Below are 19,262 nucleotides of genomic sequence, written 5' to 3'. Positions count from 1 at the left end.
ACTAACTCCCCAAATCAATCAGCCCCTCCTTCACTCCAATACTTTTTAGGGCTTTTTCCATGGCCTTATTGAAAGCCGGAGGGCCACACACCAGTACAGGCCTCGACAGGTCGTCGATGTGGGCCTTGAGCCAGGCTTCGTCGATGTTTCCGTAGAAGTCCGGGTCATCCTTTTCTTCAGCGATGATATTTTGAAAGCGATCACCCATCATGGCGGTCAGTTCCTCTTCCAAAAAGAGGTCTTTTCTGGTTTTGTTGGAAAAAAATAAGTGACAATCAGCCAGCGTGCCCTCCTTTTGCATTTGTCTCATTATAGCAATGAACGGCGTAATGCCTGTGCCTCCTGCAAGAAAAATAGCTCTTTTCTGAGGCTGGAAGGTATTGAACGGTTCGGTGAAGCCAATTTCTTCACCCACCTTCAGCTTACTGATGGCTTCTGTTTTCTTATGATGTTCGGGATAAATACGAATAACGAACTCAAGCTTGTCACCGTTTGGCAAGTTCGTCATAGTAAAAGGCCCCGGATCTTGCCCAGCTACCTTAATCTCCACAGCATCCCCCACGCTAAATTTAAAGCCTTCTGGTTTGGTTACTTCAAGCTGAATGACATTATGAGCTAGCCAATTGATGGTTTTAACTTTTTCGTTGTATTGCATGTGTTTGCTGGTTTACATTGAATAATTAAGGCGATGAATTTTCTTTACCTACTTATTAACAACGGCTCCCAGCCAAATTGTTTCAAACAACACTGATAGAGTGAGTGTGGATCGCATCCCAAATTCGCCTTGGCTATCCATTTCTTTGTTAACTTTAACTCCACCAAAACCTATCCCATGTTTCGCTTACTCCTTTCTATTGGCTTTGCTTTCCTGGCACTGGTATCCTACGGCCAGCATCCCCACCTCTTCAGAGTCAGAACCATCACAGCGGGCATTACCGTAGAAAGCCTCTCAGATACCACCTCCGTGATTAAAGCGGTCGAATTCCTCAAGCAGGCCCGAACCGACTACACCAATGCTGGCTACGAGGTGCAAACCATCCGAATTGCTACGCAGAACCTGTATGAGTACCTCGGCGAAAAAACACTGAACGAGGCCCTGCCCTACCTGAAGAAATTTGATGAAATCGCACAGAGAGATGATGTATCTTTTGCCATCGGAGCGGTGCTTCCGCCCAACGAATATAGTGCAGAAGTCGCAAGCTGGGCCGCCAAACTCATTGGCCAAACAGAACTTATCAATTTCAGTCTGCCCGTGTCTTCCACAGCCCTGGGCATCCATCGCAACGGCATCAAAGCCGCCGCCGAAATAGTGGTGGCCGTCGCTAAAGTGGGCAAAGGCGGCGAAGGTAACTTCCGATTTACTGCTTCAGCCAATTGCCCCGCCGGGATTCCGTTTTTTCCAGCAGCCTTCCATTCTGGTGTTAATAGTTTCGCCGTCGGGCTTGAGTACCCCAACCTTTTGACAGAAGTATTCTCGAAATCGACCATGGTCAATGCGAGAGAAGCCCTAAAAGCCGAGTTGGAAAAACAGTTCCTACCCGTGCAGGCCCTCGCTACAAAAATATCTTTCACCTACGGCTGGCAATACGACGGCATCGACACCTCTCCTGCTCCCGGACTAGATGCCAGCATTGGCACGGCTATCGAAACCCTGACCAAACAACCCTTCGGCGGGCCGTCAACCCTGAGTGCCTGCTCCCTGATCACAGATGTCATCAAGAACCTCGACCTTAAAACCTGCGGCTACTCCGGCCTCATGTTGCCCGTCATTGAAGACAAAGTATTGGCACAACGAGCCAACGAAAATCGGTACACCGTTCAGGAGCTTTTGTTATTCTCTTCTGTTTCTGGCACCGGGCTGGATGTGATCCCACTGGCAGGCACCACTTCGCAGGCTACTGTTGAACACATCTTTACCGATGTGGCTTCTCTTTCCCTCAAATACACCAACAAAGCCCTGTCAGCCAGGTTGTTCCTTATCCCCGGCAAAAAAGTTGGCGACAAAGTGACCTTCGACAATCCCTATCTGACAGCGGCGAAGGTGATGAGGGTGGAGTAGTAGTGGACCCCGTTTGTCAGTTCTACTTTGGTGCCGTTGTAACCAAACTTGTCCTGAAGTTTAGGCGTTAGATGAAATAAGTAATATTCATTACATTTAATGTATGCAAGTAGATAGATCAGACAAAGAAATTGTTGTTCGGATACCCATAGGTCTCGATTCTGAAAAGCTTCAAAGCGTGCTGGATCTAATCAGGTATGGTGAGCTAACGTCGAAGAGTACTGTCACTCAGGAAGAAGTTGACCAGCTAGCTTCCAACATCAACAAATCCTGGTGGTTAAAGAACAGAGATAGGTTCATCAAATGAATCTGGTTGTCGATACCAATATTGTTTTTAGCGCCATACTGAATACAAATAGCAGAATCGCCAATCTCCTTACAATGCCTGACTCTGGTTTAATATTGTATGCCCCTACCTACCTATTGTCTGAATTGGTTGAGCATCGGCAAAAGCTTAAAAAGGCATTGAAACTTAGTACAAATGAAATCCTCGAACTAACACATCTTGTTACTCACAGAATCCATTTTGTTGAAGAGGAACAGATTTCAAGTCAAAACTGGATAACCGCTGACCAGCTTACGGCTACAGTTGATAGCGATGACATTACATTTGTAGCGCTTGCTCTCGAGCTTAAGTGCGCCTTATGGACAGGCGACAAAAAGCTCCAACGTGAAATTAGTGGTATAGAAATACTCAGCACCAACCTATTGGAAGGTCTGATCAAATCCTAAAGTCAACCAACCATGATGAAAAAGGCAATTCTGCTTCTGAGTCTCTCTTTTGTTATGCTTGTGATAACTTCATTTGTTTATAGAAACGACGTAAACATCTGGCTGATAGGCGACTCCACCATGGCACCAAAGTCTGTCAAAGCCTATCCTGAACTGGGCTGGGGGGAGGGGCTGGCTGATTTTGTCACTAAGAAAACCAAAGTCCACAACCATGCCGTCAACGGCAGAAGCAGCCTAAGTTTCATCAACGAGGGCCGCTGGCAATCGGTGTTCGATAGCCTGCAAAAAGGAGATTACGTCATCATACAGTTCGGCCACAACGACGAAAAAACAGACACCACCCGCCATACAGAGCCGTTTGGTAGCTTTAAGCAGAATATTCAAAAATTCATTGATGAAGCGAGGAAAAAAGGGGCCATTCCCATAGTTTGCTCGTCCATTGTCAGACGCCATTTTGATGCAGAAGGTAACCTGAAAGATACCCATGGCGACTACATAACTGCTACAGAGCAGATCGCCCGGGAAACTAAGACACCGTATGTGAACATGGAAGCGCTTACCCGCCAATTGGTGTCAGACCTGGGGCCGGAAAAGTCGAAAGACATTTTTCTCTTCACCGACACCAAGCAGGACTCTACTCACCTGAATGTGGCAGGAGCCGGTATTGTGGCGGGGCTGTTTGTGGAAGAAGCTAAAGCGCAGAGGTTACCGATTGCCTCCATCTTTAAGTAGTAGCCACCAAGCACCATAGATGCAAACTGAGTCGCCCTTGAATGTGTGCACTCCATTGGAGGAAAGAAGCTCGGCAAACTTTGCGCATTTTTATATCTTGTTTTTGATGAAGTCAGCAACATAAGACCGTTACTAAAATTCCAACCCCATGAAGTCATTAAAGCTGCCCGTTTCCATACTTTTTATTCTTGCCATTACCTTTCAGGCCAATGCCAGACCGACAAAAAAAGTAATCAAATACATGAAAGGACTTGGCAACGGCACCTACCTGTTCGGACAAGTCGGCACCTGGATTCACAATGAAAATCCTGACATGGACGATGAAAGCAACTGGATCAAAAAGGTGTACGACCACACGGGAAAAATACCACGGTACGGCTGCATCACCTACGACTTTGACGACAATCCATTTACCGACGAAGAATGGAACAACGCAGCCAGGAAAATGTGGGACAGAGGAATGATTGTGGGAATTTATAGCTGGTATGCCAACCCCGCCGGGGGCAAATGGAACGACCCACTTGACATCGACCCTATTTTCGCCGACGGCGACAATCCGACTAAATCAAATTTTTACAAACAAATGGATCGCATGGCAGCCAACCTCCAGTGGCTGGAAAACCAGAAAATACCGGTTGTCTACACGCCTTTCGTGGAAAGCGACGATAAGAACAAGTGGCATGCCAAAGAAGGGGCTGAACATGCTATTAAGCTATACCAACTGGTTCACGACTACTTCGCAAATACCAAAAAGCTGAAAAACATCATTTGGGCTTACCATACCACACAGAGGCAAGGTGCCCTGATTGACTACTACCCAGGCGATGCCTATGTAGATGTCATTGGAAAATCAGCCTATGGAACCGGCTTAGTGTTTACCGAGTACGACTGGGCAGTTGAGAAGAAAAAAAATCACGATAAAGTAATTTGGTGGGCAGAACTAGGCATCAGAGGCGAGAAAGATGCTCCGAGAGATTGCCTGGATGTGCTAAACAAGCTCGAAAACACCTTCCCTGAGCTGGCAGGGTTTGTCTTTTGGAGCGACACCGGCTTCTACAACGTCACTGGAAATTTGCACGGAGCTGAACTGATGAACTCTCCGAAAATTGTGACATTAAAATAGTTAGAGGTTGCAGCTTCGCTTTTGCCAGAAGCATAACCATTTCAGGGTATCCTTGCGCATGGTTAACGGAATCCTGGCGACTCCAACATCACACCTCAATCTTTCTATCTCTGGCTATCACCTTCCACTCGCCGTTCACTCTCCCTTTTTGCACTGTATTAACTCTTTCATAAAGTGCTACGGTTGGGCAAATATGAAAAGGCAGCCCGTACAATACATCGCCCACCTTGTAACCATGTCCTTCTCCCGCTTCCAGCACAAGATGCTCCTCGCTCTGGCTCACAGGTTTCAGGTCAGGCGCATTGAGAAAGTGAACCCGGTTGGTTAGAATGTTCTCAGAGGCAATGGACTTGTGCCCAAGGTCTGTACATATCCTGGTTTTTGTGGGCAGGGAAATCACCCGGGAAACGACGAGGACAGCTGGCACAAAAGGCTGCTCTGAGCAAATATCGCTATAGCCCTTGTCCCAATAAACAAAAGTGCCGGGGCAGCATATTACATCCTTTCGCTGCGCATGAACAGGGAATGTTGGTGAGCCACCAGCCAGGATGACAGGCTCAGGAAAACCGAGCTGTTGAATATCTGTCTTAAGTTTCTCCACCGCCTCAAAAGCTGCGTTGCAAGCTTTGGTTCTTTCCGCAATATCAACTTGCCGATGCTGACCGTCATATACATGAAACCCCACTGGCACGATGCCCTTCATCGTGGCTACTTTTTCGTAAAGAGCGACAGCTTCCGGGCCTGGTATGATACCCGATCTGTCGTTGCCATTGTTCACGTCCATGTAGGCGTTGATGCGGAGTCCCTGATTGGCAAAGGCGATAGATATGTCCTGCGCTGACTGCGCATTATCATAAAGGCAGGAATAGGTGGTGGTTGGATACTTCCTGATCAACTGCATAAACCTGGCCAGCTTGGGTCCGGTTGGCTGGTAGGCCAGCACCACGTCCTGCGCCCTGATCATCCCCAGCATTTCTGCCTCAGCAATGGTGGCGCATTTGAACTTCTTGATGCCCTCATCCATCAGCATCTTACACACTTCCTTTGCCTTGTTGGTCTTCACATGGGGCCGCAGCCTGTCCACATCATCAATCATTCCCTTCACCCCTTTGATGTTCTCACGCACCCGTTCAGGGTACACCACCATGGCTGGCGAATCAAGCTCATCTATGTTGTCAATTGTATACCATTCACTACTCATAGCTCCTTCAGTTATTTCAATTCAAAAAGTGCCTCAATTTCCACCGGGATGTTCTCAGGCAGCATACCCATGCCTACTGCACTCCTCACTCCAATGCCATTTTCCTCCCCCCACACCTCGGCAAACAACTCGCTACACCCATTGATTACATAAGGATGTTTGTCAAATGCTGGCACTCCATTGATCATGCCCAGTACTTTAATCACTCGTTTTACTTTGTCTAAGCTACCAAGGTTGGTTTTAATTGTCGAAAGGATCGTCAAACCAACCTGCTGGGCGGCCAGCTTCCCCTCCTCAATATCCAGCTCACCTCCTACCTTGCCAAAGATCAGGGTGCCGTCTGTTTTTACCGGGCCGTGACCAGATACATAGAGGTGTCGGCCATCAATCAAGTAGGGCTTATACACTCCCTTTGGAGCGGGCGGCGGTGGTAATTCAAGGCCTAGCTGGGCAAATCTTTCGTCAGCAGTCATTCGATATCCAATTTTCAATTGTTAGTTTCAAAATTCTCAGTTGTACACTGAATGATAATCATATAAACAAGTCGATCAGTAACACCACAGCCATACCCACCACCGAAACCACCGTTTCCATCAGCGACCAGGAAAGAATGGTGTCTTTGATGCTCACATTGAAGTATTCTTTGTACATCCAGAAGCCAGAGTCGTTGACGTGTGAAAACATCAGGCTGCCAGCGCCCACCGCCAGCACCATGAGGTTAGGATCCACGCCGAGCTGTGGCATAATTGGAGCTAGAATACCGGCAGAGGTTAATCCAGCCACCGTAGCCGAGCCAATGCATACTCTGATAAAAGCGGCAATCATCCAACCCAGTATCAGAGGGTGAATGTCCATATTTTGTAGCAACGCCCCTATCTCAACACTCACTCCGCTGTCGCTAAATACTTGTTTTAAAGCACCTGCTCCACCCACAATCAAAAGAATAGGGGCAACGTCTTTAATAGCTTCTGTGTAGTAGCCCATTACCTCACTCATTTTCTTTTTGTAAGCAAGTCCAATGGAGTAGGTAGCAACAGCCAGCGAAATAATCATCACAATGGTGGCGTCAGAAAAGAAAGAAACCACTTTGGCAGTACCTCCTGAAAAGTCACCAAACCTATTCAGAAGTGCCGCACTTGCCAGCAAAACTACCGGCAGTAGCGCAGAAAAAAAGCTGGTGAACCCACTTGGAAGCTGATCGTCAGGCATTGGCTTGGCCTGAAAAGTAGCCAATGGCTTGGAATCAATTCCCTTCAATGTGCGGGCAAAAATTGGCCCGGCGACAATGATGGTTGGCACTGCCACAATGAAGCCATACAAAAGAGTTAGGCCCATATCTGCATTGAGCTGACCAACCAGCGCAGCGGGTGACGGGTGTGGTGGCAAAAATCCGTGAGTCACAGATAACGCTGCAAGCATGGGAATTCCGATGTAAACAGCGGGCAGCTTGTACTGGTAAGTCACTGAAAAAATAAGAGGTACGAGAAGCACGAAGCCCACATTATAAAACAGTGGAATACCCACCACAAAGCCGGTAGCCATCAATGCCCACTGTATGTTTTTTTCTCCAAAGGAGTTCATCAGCACCTGGCTGATTTTTTGCGCAGCACCGCTTTCTGCTACAAGTTTGCCCAGCATGGCGCCGAGACCTATCACGATAACAAGATCCCCAAGAAGCCCACCAATACCCTTTTGCACAGAACCCGCCACATTTTCAAGGGGGATGCCCAGTGCCAAACCGGTGCCAATGGAAACTACAAGAAAGGCCAGAAATGGATTGACCTTGCCCCAGGTGATGAGCAGAACCAGCACGAGGATGCAAAGCAGGATGATGAATATCGACATGGTTAAAAGTAGGTGAGTTATAATTGAAATTGGAAGATAGCAGAATTACTCGCTGGTGCCAACAAATATTATCCAGGGAATACACAGAACCTGCACACTATGACCATTAATGTATTCACCTGGCCAAACGAAAATTCCTGTGACAGAATTTATCTGACCGGCACTCCAATCCATCATTTTGTTTGTAAATTGGCTACTACTGAACACCCAAAATTTATACCTCATGACACATGTCTTGTCAGACAAAGAAGTCCATTCCTATCAACAGGATGGTTTCGTTATCGTCAAAAAACTCTTTAGTAACCCCGAAATAGACAAGCTTTACAAGGTGGCCACCGGTGACCAGGTAATGAAAGAGAATGCCGTTGACCTGAACGACCAAACGGGTAAAAAAACCAGGCTCACACTTTGGTTCAAACCCGGCGATGACATCTACAGTTTGCTGGTGCGAAGCGAGCGAATGGTGAAGTCCGTTGAGAAACTTCTTGATAGCCGTTCCCCCGTTTGTCACTTCCATTCTAAGCTGATGCAAAAAGAGCCTAAGGTTGGTGGTGCCTGGGAATGGCATCAGGACTATGGTTATTGGTACAAAAACCAGTTTCTATATCCGGAACAGCTCACCAGTGTAATGATCGCCCTCACCGAAGCCAACAAAGCCAACGGGTGTCTTCAGATCATTAAAGGATCGCACAAACTCGGCAGGGTCAACCACGGCTTCACAGGCGAGCAGGTGGGAGCAGACATGGTGATGGTGGATCACGCTTTGGCGACACTGGAGCATATGTATGTGGAGCTACAACCTGGCGACGCCCTCTTCTTCCATCCTAATCTCTTACATCGGTCGGAGGCCAACACATCTGACAGCCCCCGCTGGTCACTTATTTCTTGCTACAACTCCCTTTCTAACCCAGCTTACAACGACGATTCTCTGGGGTGGCGTGAGCCAATTTCGATGGTAGACGATAATGCATTGATGAAGGCCGCAGCCGTCGGAGCCACCACCCAGGCCGATTTTCTGAAGAAAGAAAAAGACCCGGCACTGAAAGAAACGGGCTGGGAAAAAGAGGTCGTCACGAAGTAGAACTACACATCAAATAATTGACTATTAACAACTAACATCTCAGCTACCAATGAAGCTAACTACCGGAATTTCACTTTCCATCATGATGCTCCTAGAATATTTTGTATGGGGCGCCTGGTATGTAACCATGGGCACATATATGTCAGAACACCTGGGATCAACGGGCATCCACATTGGTGCCGCCTACAGTGCCCTGGCCATCGCCACCATGATCTCGCCGTTTTTCGTGGGCATGGTAGCCGACAGGTTTTTTGCCGCACAAAAAATCATGGGAGTGCTTCATTTACTGGGAGCGGCATTGCTTTTCCTTGCCACACAGGTAGCTGACAACTCGTCTTTCTATTGGATCATCATGGCCTACTCATTGCTCTACATGCCGACCATCGCCCTTTCGAACAGTATTGCCTTCGGGCAAATGACCGACCCGGGCAAACAATTTCCCTGGATCAGAGTGTTTGGAACGCTTGGCTGGATTGTCGCTGGCTTAATGATTGGCTTTTTGGGCATTGAAAAAACACCTTCCACCTTCGTAATGGCTGCGGTAGTTTCTGCTGTACTTGGCATCTTTAGTTTTATGCTGCCCAACACTCCCCCTAAAGGTGGTGAAGACGCCTCGGCAGCACTGGGCACAGAAGCTTTCGTCCTCTTCAAAGACAAGCCCTACCTGATCTTCTTTGTCGCCGCCATTTTGGTGTGTATACCTCTTTCGTTTTACTATGGCTTTGCCAACCCCTTCCTTAACGATGTAGGGATGGAAAACGCCGCTTCCAAAATGACCCTGGGACAGGTGTCTGAAGCAGTATTTATTCTTGCCATTCCTTTCCTGTTCAACAGCATAGGGGTAAAGAAAATGCTGCTACTCGGCATGGCTGCCTGGATTCTCCGCTACGTGTGTTTTGCTTACGGAAATGTAGACGCTGGCATGTGGATGCTCTACGCAGGGATTATCCTTCATGGTATTTGTTACGACTTTTTCTTCGTTACAGGCTACATGTATACCGAAAAGAAAGCGGGCGCAAAAATCAAGAATGCAGCCCAGGGGCTTTTCACCTTTGCTACATACGGCGTAGGCATGACGATAGGCACGTGGTTCTCAGGCTACGCAGTGGACATGTATACCACTGACGGCGTGAAGGACTGGACAAGCATTTGGTGGGTGCCGGCCTTTATTGCTATTGGCGTAATGATCTATTTCATCCTTTTCTTCAGAGAGAAAAAAGAGGTAAAGGTGGCAGCCTAGTTATTATCTTGTTACATGAGGCTCTACTCCAAATCCAAGGCCTGTCCCCTGACAGGCCTTCATCGAATCTTCAAATGAACATTTAACCTACTTCGACGATGAGAAAATTAGCAATGCTTGGTGGTGGTTTTATTGGCAGGTTCTACACTGACTCCATTCAAGGCTACCGCAACAAAGACAAAGTGGTAAGCATATATGCACGCAGAGAGGAAACCGCCACTCAGTTTGCTAAAGACTACAATGTAGCACACTGGACAACCAACATGGAAGAGGCCATTGCTCACCCTGAGGTGGACGTCGTTTGCGTGGCACTGCCCAACAACCTGCACGAAGAAGCTGTGATGCTGTGCTGCAAACACAAAAAAGCGGTCATCTGTACGAAGCCCCTGGCCCGAAACGCAGCAGAAGCGAAGCGAATGCTGGAAGCTGTGGAAAAGGCGGGCATTTTTGCCGGCTATCTGGAAGACCTTGTTTATACACCCAAGCATATCAAAGCCCACGAAAGCGTAATGAACGGTGCCCTTGGCAGAATACTCTGGGCCAAATCCAGAGAGACTCATCCGGGCCCTCACAGCAACTGGTTTTGGGACATGGAGCAGGCCGGTGGCGGCTGTATGCTGGATTTAGGCTGTCATTGCGTGGAAATTGCCCGCAGCTACATCGGCAAAGACATCAAACCAGTGGAAGTGATGTGCTGGGCCGACACGCAGGTGAAGCCGATTGATGCGGAAGACCATGGTATAGCACTGGTAAAGTATGAGAACGGCGCTATTGGCCAGTTTGAGGTCAGCTGGACATTCCGTGGCGGCATGGACCTGAGAGATGAGGTGATGGGCACCGAAGGCACCATCTGGATCAATAGCTTTTTGCGCACCGGCTTCGAAATGTTCACCACCGGCAAAGGAGCTGACTATGTAGCCGAAAAAGCGGAAAGCAATACCGGCTGGCTATTTCCCGTAGGTGATGAAATGAACGAGCTCGGCTACAACCACATGTTCATGGACATGTTCGATGCCATAGAAGAAGGCAGGGAGGCCAAGGAAACTTTTTATGATGGCTATGTGGTCAACTGTATCCTCGATGCTTGCTATAAGTCAGCCAAAACCAAGCAATGGGAACCTGTGCAGCTCGATATTTGGCGTGGAAAAACAGGCGTTAGTAAAGATGGCCATCTGGTAGAATATGACGCTGACCACTATCTGGTGAAAGAGGAGATGACTCATTATGGAGCCAAAAAATTGATCCTAAAAGAGAAAGCTACCGGGAAATTTATAGAAAGGGTTGAGAAGTAAGGAGTAACGTATCGGAGAGCTTGAACATTTGAAAGCTAATAGATTTAATTGACATTAAACCTCAATGGGGCTATCTATTCACTATAGCGGAAGAATAGGAAACAGAGCATCTTTGCCTGATTTAATAGAAGAGGTAAAAGACATCGCCAATATCCATCAATGGAAGCTGTCTGTTTTCAAAGAAGAGTTTCCTGTTCACGCAGATGAAGGACAGCTGGTCGATAGTGAGCTTTACGGGGTTGCCTTCTCCCCGCCAAACTGCGAACCAGTGTGGCTATCATTTTTATCTAATGGAAGAATGAGTACTCCGGTTGCGCTAAAATTCTTTGGAGAACAGAGAGACGAAGATGAAAATAAGTACCTCTACCAACTTTCCACAAAAACACAATTTGCGGGAATTAATGTCCACCAGGTGATCATTCACTTATTGAAGTACCTGAAAGAGAAATATCTCGAGGACTTTGTTTTGTTCGATGAAGGACAATACTGGGAAACCAACGACAAAAGTGTGTTGGAGGCAAACTTTAGCCGCTACACGTTGTTGCTTGATATCGTCGAAGATGGTTTGAAAAATCTGCCAATGAAGCCAGGAGAAAGCATGGAAGCCTACTTTGAGAGAATGACAAAGGGCTTGAAGAGAAAAGGAGGCCAAAAATAGTCCTGTCCAATTACTTCATCGGTGAGTCATCACACTTCAGATCACCCACTGCGTATTGCATCCCGTCCAGCAGGAACCTCAGTAGCTTTGGGTTTTCAAATGCCTGGGCATTGTGTGAAGGCGACGAATAAAAAACATGCCCCTTGCCATACCGCTTGATCCATGAAATGTACTTAATATTGTCGCCAATGGGCTCTTTTAGCCCTGATATTTTGTCCGCTTCCATATAAAGCAAAGGACGGAAGTTATACTGTGAATAGGCGTTATTAAAGATATAGGCCTCATCTATGTGCTCAAATCCCTCACCCCCAAATGCCTGAACCATCGGGTGGTTTGGGTCTACCAGCTTCACGGCAATGTTTTGCTGCTTCGGGTGATAATCAAAGCTTCCTCCCACCATTTGGCTAAAGTTGTCTGACTTATTTTCCATCGTTATGGCCCCGTGCAGCACCACCAACCCACCACCACGATCCACATAGCTGAGCAGGTTGTCTTCCAGTTGCTTTGCTTTCATGCGTGCTACCTGCTCGGTAAGTGTGCTGTCTTTTTTCAACACGTCCCAGAATATATTTCGTTCATCACCTATCGAGCAGTTGTTGTTGAGCACAACAGCGTCGTAGTTCTTCAGGTTGTCTTTTTCAAAAACGCTTATGTCTTTTGAGGTTACCACTTTAAACGCCCCACTCTTCTCCGCAATCAGTTGTACCACCGCTTCAGTGTGTGGAATCGTCCAGTGCTCAAAGCCGGTATGCAGGGAGAAAATAAGTAGGGTCTTCTTTTTCCTTACGGAAACTGTAGTAGAAGATGGAGCGATTTCATCCACGCCAGCAAGCCAGGCGTCCGTCAATTCGAAAGGTTTCAAGTCCTGAGCGCATATCGAAGCAACACACAAAAGCAGGCAAATTGTGGAAAGGGTTTTATTCATCATAGCTATTCTCTGGTTGGCTTTCAATCTAAAAAAGCTAGTAAAGCACACACCCAATATAGGCACTTTCTGCCAAAGGATTTCGACCATAATACAAACAATGTCTCACTTAGTTAGTTGGCGGCCCCTAACACCTCCATTATAGGCATTCTTATATTTCTGTCTTATTTTAGAGTTCCAGATTCATTTTTTTACGTGAAAAAAGATTTACTACTCGTTTTAAACTTGATTTTTCGCCCCTCGTTCCAAAGGCAAGTTGGTGCCCCCTTCTGGTTTTCTTTTGGATATAACGATGGCGTTTGTCCTCATACTTCCATTTTTTCTACGTATAATGTAATCAAATCTCCAAAAGAGGTATTTTTAGTTCTCGAAGTAGCTCACATGGTATATCCAGAGCAAAGAGAAGATATTAGTGGCCAACTGAAGAAATAGATGTTAAAATTGGATCAACACCTGGTGCAAATGCTTAACGACAACAAATACGTTGTTAGTTATGACACTGGCTCCATCACAATTAAGATGTCCTCTGGCAAACAGCTTGAATCCCAGGTATCACTTACAATCGCCATTTTTGCTTTTTTATTTGGTGTAAACCCCACAATTCTTCTTTTAGTCTTGCTTTTGCTTCTCGTTCCCATTTTATACGACAGGTGGAGGTTCCCCAAAATGGTGACTTTTAATATCCATGAAGAGGCTGTCTATATCAAAAAAGGAATTATCCTCGGAAACGAAATCGCCATCCACGACATTTTTGACCTCTATGGTGAGAAAAATGAGCTTTCTTCAGATGTAAGTGCATTTAAGGAGGGGAGCATGGACTATATTTACAAAATATTTCTAAGCACCCGCTCGGGCAAAGTTCATAAGTTGCTAAGGCTACAATTTCGTGAGGAACGAGATGGACAAATTAGCCAACTCACGAGGTATTTGAAAAATTTAAAACCTGTAAAATAGGCTAGCCAGGATCGTTTGATTCCAAATTGAAAAGGTTATGGTTTTCAACCAACAAATATGGCAGCAGTGGTTGATCAAATAGAAATGCTTCTTACTGAAAGCATCGGCATGTTTTCTTTCATTGAGGAAAAAGAATGGACTTTTAAGCCGGCTCCTGAAAAGTGGTCAAAAAAAGAAATTCTCGGGCACTTGATTGATAGCGCTCAAAACAACCTTCGTCGGTTCATCGTATCCCAGCACGAGCCTGATGACAAGATATACTATCATCAGGATGAATGGGTGCGGTGTCAGAACTACCAGTCGGCAGATATAGGCGAACTTCAACAGCTTTGGCTGCTTATCAATAAACAGCTTGTGCGAACAGTCAGAAATATTCCGGTGGCTGCACTTAAGAACACCTGTGACACCGGCAAGGAGGCTATTGAACTCCACACGCTGGAGTTTCTTATCGAAGACTACCACGCCCACATGCTACACCACCTGAAGCAAATAACAGCCAGGCACTAAAACTGCACCCTGATTCCCGGCCCTACCAGGGAGAATAATGTACCCTCCTTCATTAAGTAGCCAAACCCAACATACAATGGGAATGTCAATTTGTTGGTACTGGAAATCGGATAGAGAGATCCCATTACGACGAGCCCCACGTCTCTGTTAGCCTGCGCTGCCTCCGAGAAATTAAATGCATTAATGGCAATGAAACCAGCTCCCAGCTTATATGGCTTCACTTTGGCAATCCTACCCTCCTGATAAAAACTAAATTGGGCAATCATCGCAAAGCTAATACCTCCAAAGTTCGCAAAATCCTCACTACCAGCCTTTAATATCAAAAGTCCGCCGGGGAAAGATACATCCACATCAAATGTGTGATTCCTTTTCAGGTAAATAATGATCCTTTTCTTGGACACCTGCTGCCCCGGATACTTTTCATTTACATGGCTAATGTCAATTTCTATTTTTGACCACTCGTCCAGATCGTAAGTCTTTCTGGATAAGTAGTTGTTGAAATTGATGTTCTCTGCCTGACAGTCCGTTTGGCTGTAGTGCCCGAACCTGGGCGAGTTTTCAGCAGGACAAATACCTACCTGGTCAAACTTATATATTTCAAGCAGATTGCCTTGTTTGTTGCTGACCTTTACGTCAATCTTCAGGTATTGCTTTCCGTTGAGGTCTCCCGGTCTGTCGATTTTTGAGCGATCAAAGGCCAAAACCAGATCGGTAATGGTTCCATCATAGTAAATCGGCTTGTTGATTTCATCCAATTGCATTTGCTCATTGCCGAAATCGAGTTTCATGAAGTCAAACTTGCGGGCTTTCTGGTACTCAGTCACAGTCAGGTATTTGCCTGTATTTTCCCGGTGATTGAAGATCTCAATCTTGGTGGACGAGGTCGTCTCAGGCACTTTGATCCTGAAAACGGCCATGTTCTCATTCCGGATCAGCGAATCGAGCAATAAATTGTCTGCCCCCTGGAAGAAGAAATTTCCCTTATGCAGCCCCTGTCCTTCAAGTTTAATGGAAACTGTTTCGCCCGGATACACGGCATTTCCTGCCTGCCAGTCTTTGCCCTCTCTTTGAACAAAAATGGTCTTAATGTCAGTCTTGGGTGTAATATCCACATTGGTCACAAACTTCGCCTCATCCCCGTCTTTTATGTACAAATAACCCTCCGACTTTCTGTGATTGCCATAGAGCCGCATCAGGCAAAGGATCTTGTTGGTCGTAAGTCGGCTCTTAGTGTAAAGCTCAGCAATGAGCGGACCACCCTGTGCCTCCTGGTTTTCTACCCGGTAGGTTTTGCCCAGCTCAAGGTTTCGGTTATTGTCTATAAGAATCTCAATAGGCTCCGTATTGTCATCGGGCGGTGTGATCTCCTGCTTATCCATTTGCAGAAACACGAGCCGACCTGATTTCACCTGAAATGTATACTCAAGTGGCTGCAAATGGTAAGAGAATCCCTCCGGCGTCAAAATCGGCTTCCGAACAAGCAGAGGGATAGATACTTGCTGATACCCGAGGTTTCTTGGCACAATCGACATCACCAGCTGACTACCCTGCTTATCTATTCGATAGTTAATGGGCAGCCCCGAAGTCCAGCGATTATCGTAAACGATATTGCCCGCATTATTGGTTGTTATGTCGAACGAAACTTCCTCCCCAATGAACACCTCATCTGCTGGTGGATAAATTTCTACATACGTTTGGGTGTATGGGAATAATGGAAGCTCTGTTAGCTGGTAGGATGAAGTATCAGTACTCACCTCAAAGGTAAACTTGAGGAAATTACTTTCAGTAAGCCCTCTAAACCTCACTTTGAAACGAGCATAGCCGGGATAAACCAACAAAGAGTCAATCAACTCATAGTCTTTTGAAGGTGCCAGTCTCAGGTTGTTGCTATCGCCAATCTGGCTAAATCTCAAATAAAATTCAGCCACCTCATTTTCCTCGTCGTAAGCAAACGGCAGCTGGCGTCTGTTTTGAATGATTTGAGAATTTTTCTTCCACGAATACACCATCGTATCGACGTGCATTTCTACATCCGAAAAATAATAAGACAAACTCCTGGGGTCGCTTTGACCTTGGGCCAGTGCTGAAGAAATACTAACAAACAGGAAGAATACTACGGTGGTTGCTATGCGCATGAGTAACACTTTTAACAAAGGTGCGTGAAAACTTAGATCAAAGGATTAGGCCAGGTGAACTTCCGGCACCAAAATTAGAATTATATTTTATCACAAGCCAAAAGAAGGTGAAGCTATGGTACTACAACCTATACAAACGGCAACAGATGCCTTTTCCTTGTCCGGCAGATGGGAATTTTCTACAAGCTAAAAAAGCTCCACCGCCGCACATAAAAAAGGCTGACCCTGAGGCCAGCCTTTCAACTTTATATGGACTTGAAATTAAAAACTAAAACTCAGATTCATCTCTTCACTACCGTCAGCATCAAAACTGTAGTCATCGCCAAATTTCTCCTGGATAAGTTTTCGGTATTTTTTGTACATCTCGGAAGATTGCTTGTCCCCATTGACAGTCAGCTCTTTCCCGTTGATCCTCATTTTGAAATGGTCGTCTTTTAAAGAGATGATTCCATCCTTCACCAGCTCCGATCTGAGTTCCTTCTCGAAGATATTCATTTTCTCCTCGTGTACTCTCATTTCGGCTTCCATCTTCTTCATTTCAGTCTGCTGAATCGCAAGCATCTTTTTTTGCTCTTTCATCATTTCTTCCTGATGCTTCAGCATTTCTTCCTGATGTTTTTCACCAAATTCCTGCGCCATTAACGCATGCTTTTCCGCCATTTCCCTGTGTCGTTCAGCCATTTCCTCGGCCATCTGCTGCTGATGTCTGGCCATTTCTGATGCCATTTCTTCATGGTGAAGCGACATATTCTCGGCAGCCTTGCTCATTTCTACAGCCCTTTCGGCCATTTCCCTCGCCATGTGCTCTTGCATATGAGCCATTTCCCGGGCCATATCCTGCATGTGCATCGCAAATTCCTGGGTGTCTGCCGGTGCGGGCGCATCCCAAACGACGGTATCGCTGCCTGACGCCACCACATTCCATTTGCTGTCGGCGGACGATGAATAGCTCCACCTGGCTCTCGGGGCTGCCAGAGAGTACATATCCGGAGAGCTGACAGCCGACACCGCACCTACCGGTGGCAAAGGGGGAGTTTCTGCCAAAGGCTGCGTAGTAGCCCGGCCACTCAGTGGGGCCAGCGCTGGCAATGGAGCAGCTTCCCCTTGAATCAACGTGTCAGCGCTTACCACCGCCGCTGCAGCGGCTTCACGCTCTTCCACAGGTTCAGCTTCTGCAACCACAAAAGGCTCCTCAGATTGAACAGGCTCTGTCATCTCTATTGCTGGCTCCACCTCTATTGGCTCCTGCGCCACTTCCTCCTGAGCGGGTATTTCTTGTACCATTTCATAATCGATTCCCTTCAATGCCGTGAGCGTGCTCAGGCAAAGACCGGCAATGATGGCTACCGCCAGTAAATTACCGTCTCTGTTTTGTGCTTTCATTGTCTTGTAGTTGATTATCCTTTTTATTCTATTGAGTAATGAGTTTTTGTTGCCTGAAAATCCTAAAGCCACATTGCTGGTCAGTTTCCACTCTTCCACATGCGTGAGTGCCAAAGCGAGGCTCATGCTGTTGCCACTTAGCTGGACGGCTATATCATCACAGCAGTTTTCCCTTTCGCTTCTGATGGCTGAACCAATGACCCAAACACCAGGGTGATAAAAGAAAAGTACCTCCACGCAGCACTGCAGAATATTGACAAGGAAATCATGGCGACGAATATGGGCTATTTCGTGGGCAAGTATAGCCTCCACTTCACTGACTGACAAGCTGGATGCCAGACCGATTGGGAGCAAAATTACAGGCTTAAAATAACCGACAAGCACAGGCGCTTTTACAAGAAGAGACTCCATAAGAAGAACGCTCTTGCTCACCCCGGAAGTCTTGAGCAATGAATTAAACGCCTTTATCAATTCATCGCCGGGCTCCAAAAGTCCCTGTTTGCGAAGCCTGCCTGAATAGAGGTAGCCACCAATATTTTGAGCTGACAGCAAGGCTATTCCAAGAAGCCAAACAGTGACCAGAAACGAATGGTACTTGTAAAAATAATAAGTCCTGATTTCGTTGAGCCATCCTACATAGAATGGTACTTCAGCCGATTGTGATTCAACATCAGCAGCTCCTGTGGTAAATTCAGCCAGCTGGGTCGTGCCCGGCTCCATCTCCGGCGTATCGGAAGAGCTCAACTGGGCCAGTTCGTTAAAAGTGTAAACAAAAACGAGCAGCATAATGGCGGGGAGCAAACTAAGGAATGACAGTCCTGCCACGTACTTCGACTGCGCACTGTAAGACTTCATGATCCATCTCACTCCAAGAAATATGACGCTTAACAGTGCCCCAACCCACAAAGAGTGAAGGAATGTCCACCCAAGGGCTTGCACCAGTGTGTCGGATAAGTAAGGTTGAAGCATGTTCATTCTCTATCTCCTTTCCTGTTTTCCAGCTGGTCATCCAGAAACTTGCGGATTTCATCCAGCTCAGCTTTTGTTGTTTTATTATTGCCAAGTGCCTGCATCACAAGTTTGGAAGCCGAGCCCCCAAAAGCCGAATTGAGAAGTTTATCCATCATCGTCCGCTGCGTATCGCTCTCCTTCATCAGGGGCTTGTACACATGGGTTCTGCTACTCTCATCTCTTTCGAGCAAACCCTTCGCCGTCATAATTTGCATGATCTTCAGTGTGGTGGTGTATCCCACTTCCTTCTCCTGGCTCAGCATTTTATTGATTTCCCTAACTGTAGAGGGGCCTTTTGCCCAAAGGACGTTGAGTACCTCTAGTTCAGCATCTGTCGGTGTGCTCTTACTCATTGTGATTTCTGTGATGTACGAATAGTTTCGT

Annotated in this window: 19 protein-coding genes; 11 read left to right on the top strand and 8 right to left on the bottom strand. The window is 46.6% G+C overall.

Annotated elements, in window-relative coordinates:
• Position 1: 1 nt before the first annotated feature.
• The gene (locus RIF36_RS23215; protein WP_350120396.1) at positions 2 to 655 is read right to left on the bottom strand and encodes a ferredoxin reductase domain-containing protein; all 654 of its coding nucleotides are present in this window, start codon (positions 653 to 655) and stop codon (positions 2 to 4) included.
• A 177-nt stretch (positions 656 to 832) separates the two neighbouring features.
• On the opposite strand from RIF36_RS23215, the gene RIF36_RS23210 reads away from it, so the two are divergent.
• The 5 genes from RIF36_RS23210 (at position 833) to RIF36_RS23190 (ending at position 4,646) form a co-directional block, all read left to right on the top strand.
• On the top strand, positions 833 to 2,059 hold the full coding sequence (locus RIF36_RS23210) for a DUF711 family protein (RefSeq protein ID WP_350120399.1): 1,227 nt from the start codon (positions 833 to 835) through the stop codon (positions 2,057 to 2,059).
• Positions 2,060 to 2,162: 103 nt separating this feature from the next.
• Positions 2,163 to 2,366, top strand: a complete 204-nt coding sequence (locus RIF36_RS23205; RefSeq protein ID WP_350120402.1) for a hypothetical protein — start codon at positions 2,163 to 2,165, stop codon at positions 2,364 to 2,366.
• On the top strand, positions 2,363 to 2,791 hold the full coding sequence (locus RIF36_RS23200) for a putative toxin-antitoxin system toxin component, PIN family (protein WP_350120405.1): 429 nt from the start codon (positions 2,363 to 2,365) through the stop codon (positions 2,789 to 2,791). Before RIF36_RS23205 ends, RIF36_RS23200 begins: the two co-directional genes overlap by 4 nt.
• Before the next feature lie 12 nt (positions 2,792 to 2,803).
• Positions 2,804 to 3,523 carry a rhamnogalacturonan acetylesterase gene (locus RIF36_RS23195; protein ID WP_350072067.1) on the top strand — a complete coding sequence of 240 codons (720 nt, stop codon included), beginning with the start codon at positions 2,804 to 2,806 and terminating at the stop codon, positions 3,521 to 3,523.
• Positions 3,524 to 3,671: 148 nt separating this feature from the next.
• Complete coding sequence (locus tag RIF36_RS23190; protein WP_350072066.1) at positions 3,672 to 4,646, top strand: glycosyl hydrolase; 975 nt, start codon at positions 3,672 to 3,674, stop codon at positions 4,644 to 4,646.
• 88 nt (positions 4,647 to 4,734) lie between these two features.
• On the opposite strand, the gene RIF36_RS23185 is transcribed toward RIF36_RS23190, so the two are convergent.
• The 3 genes from RIF36_RS23185 to RIF36_RS23175 are packed head-to-tail and all read right to left on the bottom strand — an operon-like array spanning position 4,735 to position 7,692.
• Entirely contained in the window at positions 4,735 to 5,847 is a 1,113-nt protein-coding gene (locus RIF36_RS23185; RefSeq protein WP_350072065.1) for a D-TA family PLP-dependent enzyme, read from the bottom strand.
• An 11-nt stretch (positions 5,848 to 5,858) separates the two neighbouring features.
• Positions 5,859 to 6,320 carry a RidA family protein gene (locus RIF36_RS23180; protein WP_350072064.1) on the bottom strand — a complete coding sequence of 154 codons (462 nt, stop codon included), beginning with the start codon at positions 6,318 to 6,320 and terminating at the stop codon, positions 5,859 to 5,861.
• Between the two features lie 58 nt (positions 6,321 to 6,378).
• Complete coding sequence (locus RIF36_RS23175) at positions 6,379 to 7,692, bottom strand: gluconate:H+ symporter (protein ID WP_350120408.1); 1,314 nt, start codon at positions 7,690 to 7,692, stop codon at positions 6,379 to 6,381.
• 223 nt (positions 7,693 to 7,915) lie between these two features.
• On the opposite strand from RIF36_RS23175, the gene RIF36_RS23170 reads away from it, so the two are divergent.
• The 4 genes from RIF36_RS23170 (at position 7,916) to RIF36_RS23155 (ending at position 11,963) form a co-directional block, all read left to right on the top strand.
• A complete protein-coding gene (locus RIF36_RS23170; RefSeq protein WP_350072062.1) occupies positions 7,916 to 8,773 on the top strand; it encodes a phytanoyl-CoA dioxygenase family protein in 858 nt (285 codons plus the stop codon).
• Between the two features lie 49 nt (positions 8,774 to 8,822).
• A complete protein-coding gene (locus RIF36_RS23165) occupies positions 8,823 to 10,013 on the top strand; it encodes a nucleoside permease (protein ID WP_350072061.1) in 1,191 nt (396 codons plus the stop codon).
• Between the two features lie 98 nt (positions 10,014 to 10,111).
• Positions 10,112 to 11,305, top strand: a complete 1,194-nt coding sequence (locus tag RIF36_RS23160) for a Gfo/Idh/MocA family protein (RefSeq protein WP_350120411.1) — start codon at positions 10,112 to 10,114, stop codon at positions 11,303 to 11,305.
• A 64-nt stretch (positions 11,306 to 11,369) separates the two neighbouring features.
• Positions 11,370 to 11,963: a hypothetical protein gene (locus RIF36_RS23155; protein ID WP_350120414.1), complete on the top strand. Its 594-nt coding sequence runs from the start codon at positions 11,370 to 11,372 to the stop codon at positions 11,961 to 11,963.
• Positions 11,964 to 11,973: 10 nt separating this feature from the next.
• Here RIF36_RS23155 and RIF36_RS23150 read toward each other — a convergent pair whose 3' ends face one another.
• A complete protein-coding gene (locus RIF36_RS23150) occupies positions 11,974 to 12,891 on the bottom strand; it encodes a ThuA domain-containing protein (RefSeq protein WP_350120417.1) in 918 nt (305 codons plus the stop codon).
• 429 nt (positions 12,892 to 13,320) lie between these two features.
• Here RIF36_RS23150 and RIF36_RS23145 point away from each other — a divergent pair, with 429 nt between their 5' ends.
• Together RIF36_RS23145 and RIF36_RS23140 are read left to right on the top strand one after the other, a co-directional pair.
• Entirely contained in the window at positions 13,321 to 13,842 is a 522-nt protein-coding gene (locus RIF36_RS23145; RefSeq protein WP_350120420.1) for a hypothetical protein, read from the top strand.
• Positions 13,843 to 13,899: 57 nt separating this feature from the next.
• Positions 13,900 to 14,349 carry a DinB family protein gene (locus RIF36_RS23140; protein WP_350120424.1) on the top strand — a complete coding sequence of 150 codons (450 nt, stop codon included), beginning with the start codon at positions 13,900 to 13,902 and terminating at the stop codon, positions 14,347 to 14,349.
• Here the strand turns inward: RIF36_RS23140 and RIF36_RS23135 are convergent.
• The 3 genes from RIF36_RS23135 to RIF36_RS23125 all read right to left on the bottom strand — a co-directional run bounded on the left by RIF36_RS23135 (position 14,346) and on the right by RIF36_RS23125 (position 19,231).
• A complete protein-coding gene (locus RIF36_RS23135; protein WP_350120426.1) occupies positions 14,346 to 16,484 on the bottom strand; it encodes a hypothetical protein in 2,139 nt (712 codons plus the stop codon). The two genes, RIF36_RS23140 and RIF36_RS23135, sit on opposite strands and share 4 nt — an antisense overlap.
• Before the next feature lie 261 nt (positions 16,485 to 16,745).
• Positions 16,746 to 18,842: a M56 family metallopeptidase gene (locus tag RIF36_RS23130; RefSeq protein ID WP_350120429.1), complete on the bottom strand. Its 2,097-nt coding sequence runs from the start codon at positions 18,840 to 18,842 to the stop codon at positions 16,746 to 16,748.
• Positions 18,839 to 19,231, bottom strand: coding sequence for a BlaI/MecI/CopY family transcriptional regulator (locus RIF36_RS23125; protein ID WP_350095069.1), 393 nt, complete (start codon positions 19,229 to 19,231; stop codon positions 18,839 to 18,841). The genes RIF36_RS23130 and RIF36_RS23125 overlap by 4 nt, the downstream gene beginning before the upstream one ends.
• Positions 19,232 to 19,262: the final 31 nt, after the last annotated feature.

It is taken from the genome of Imperialibacter sp. (assembly GCF_040222815.1).
Taxonomy (GTDB): Bacteria; Bacteroidota; Bacteroidia; order Cytophagales; family Cyclobacteriaceae; genus Imperialibacter.
This window is presented reverse-complemented; position numbering and strand designations above follow the sequence as displayed.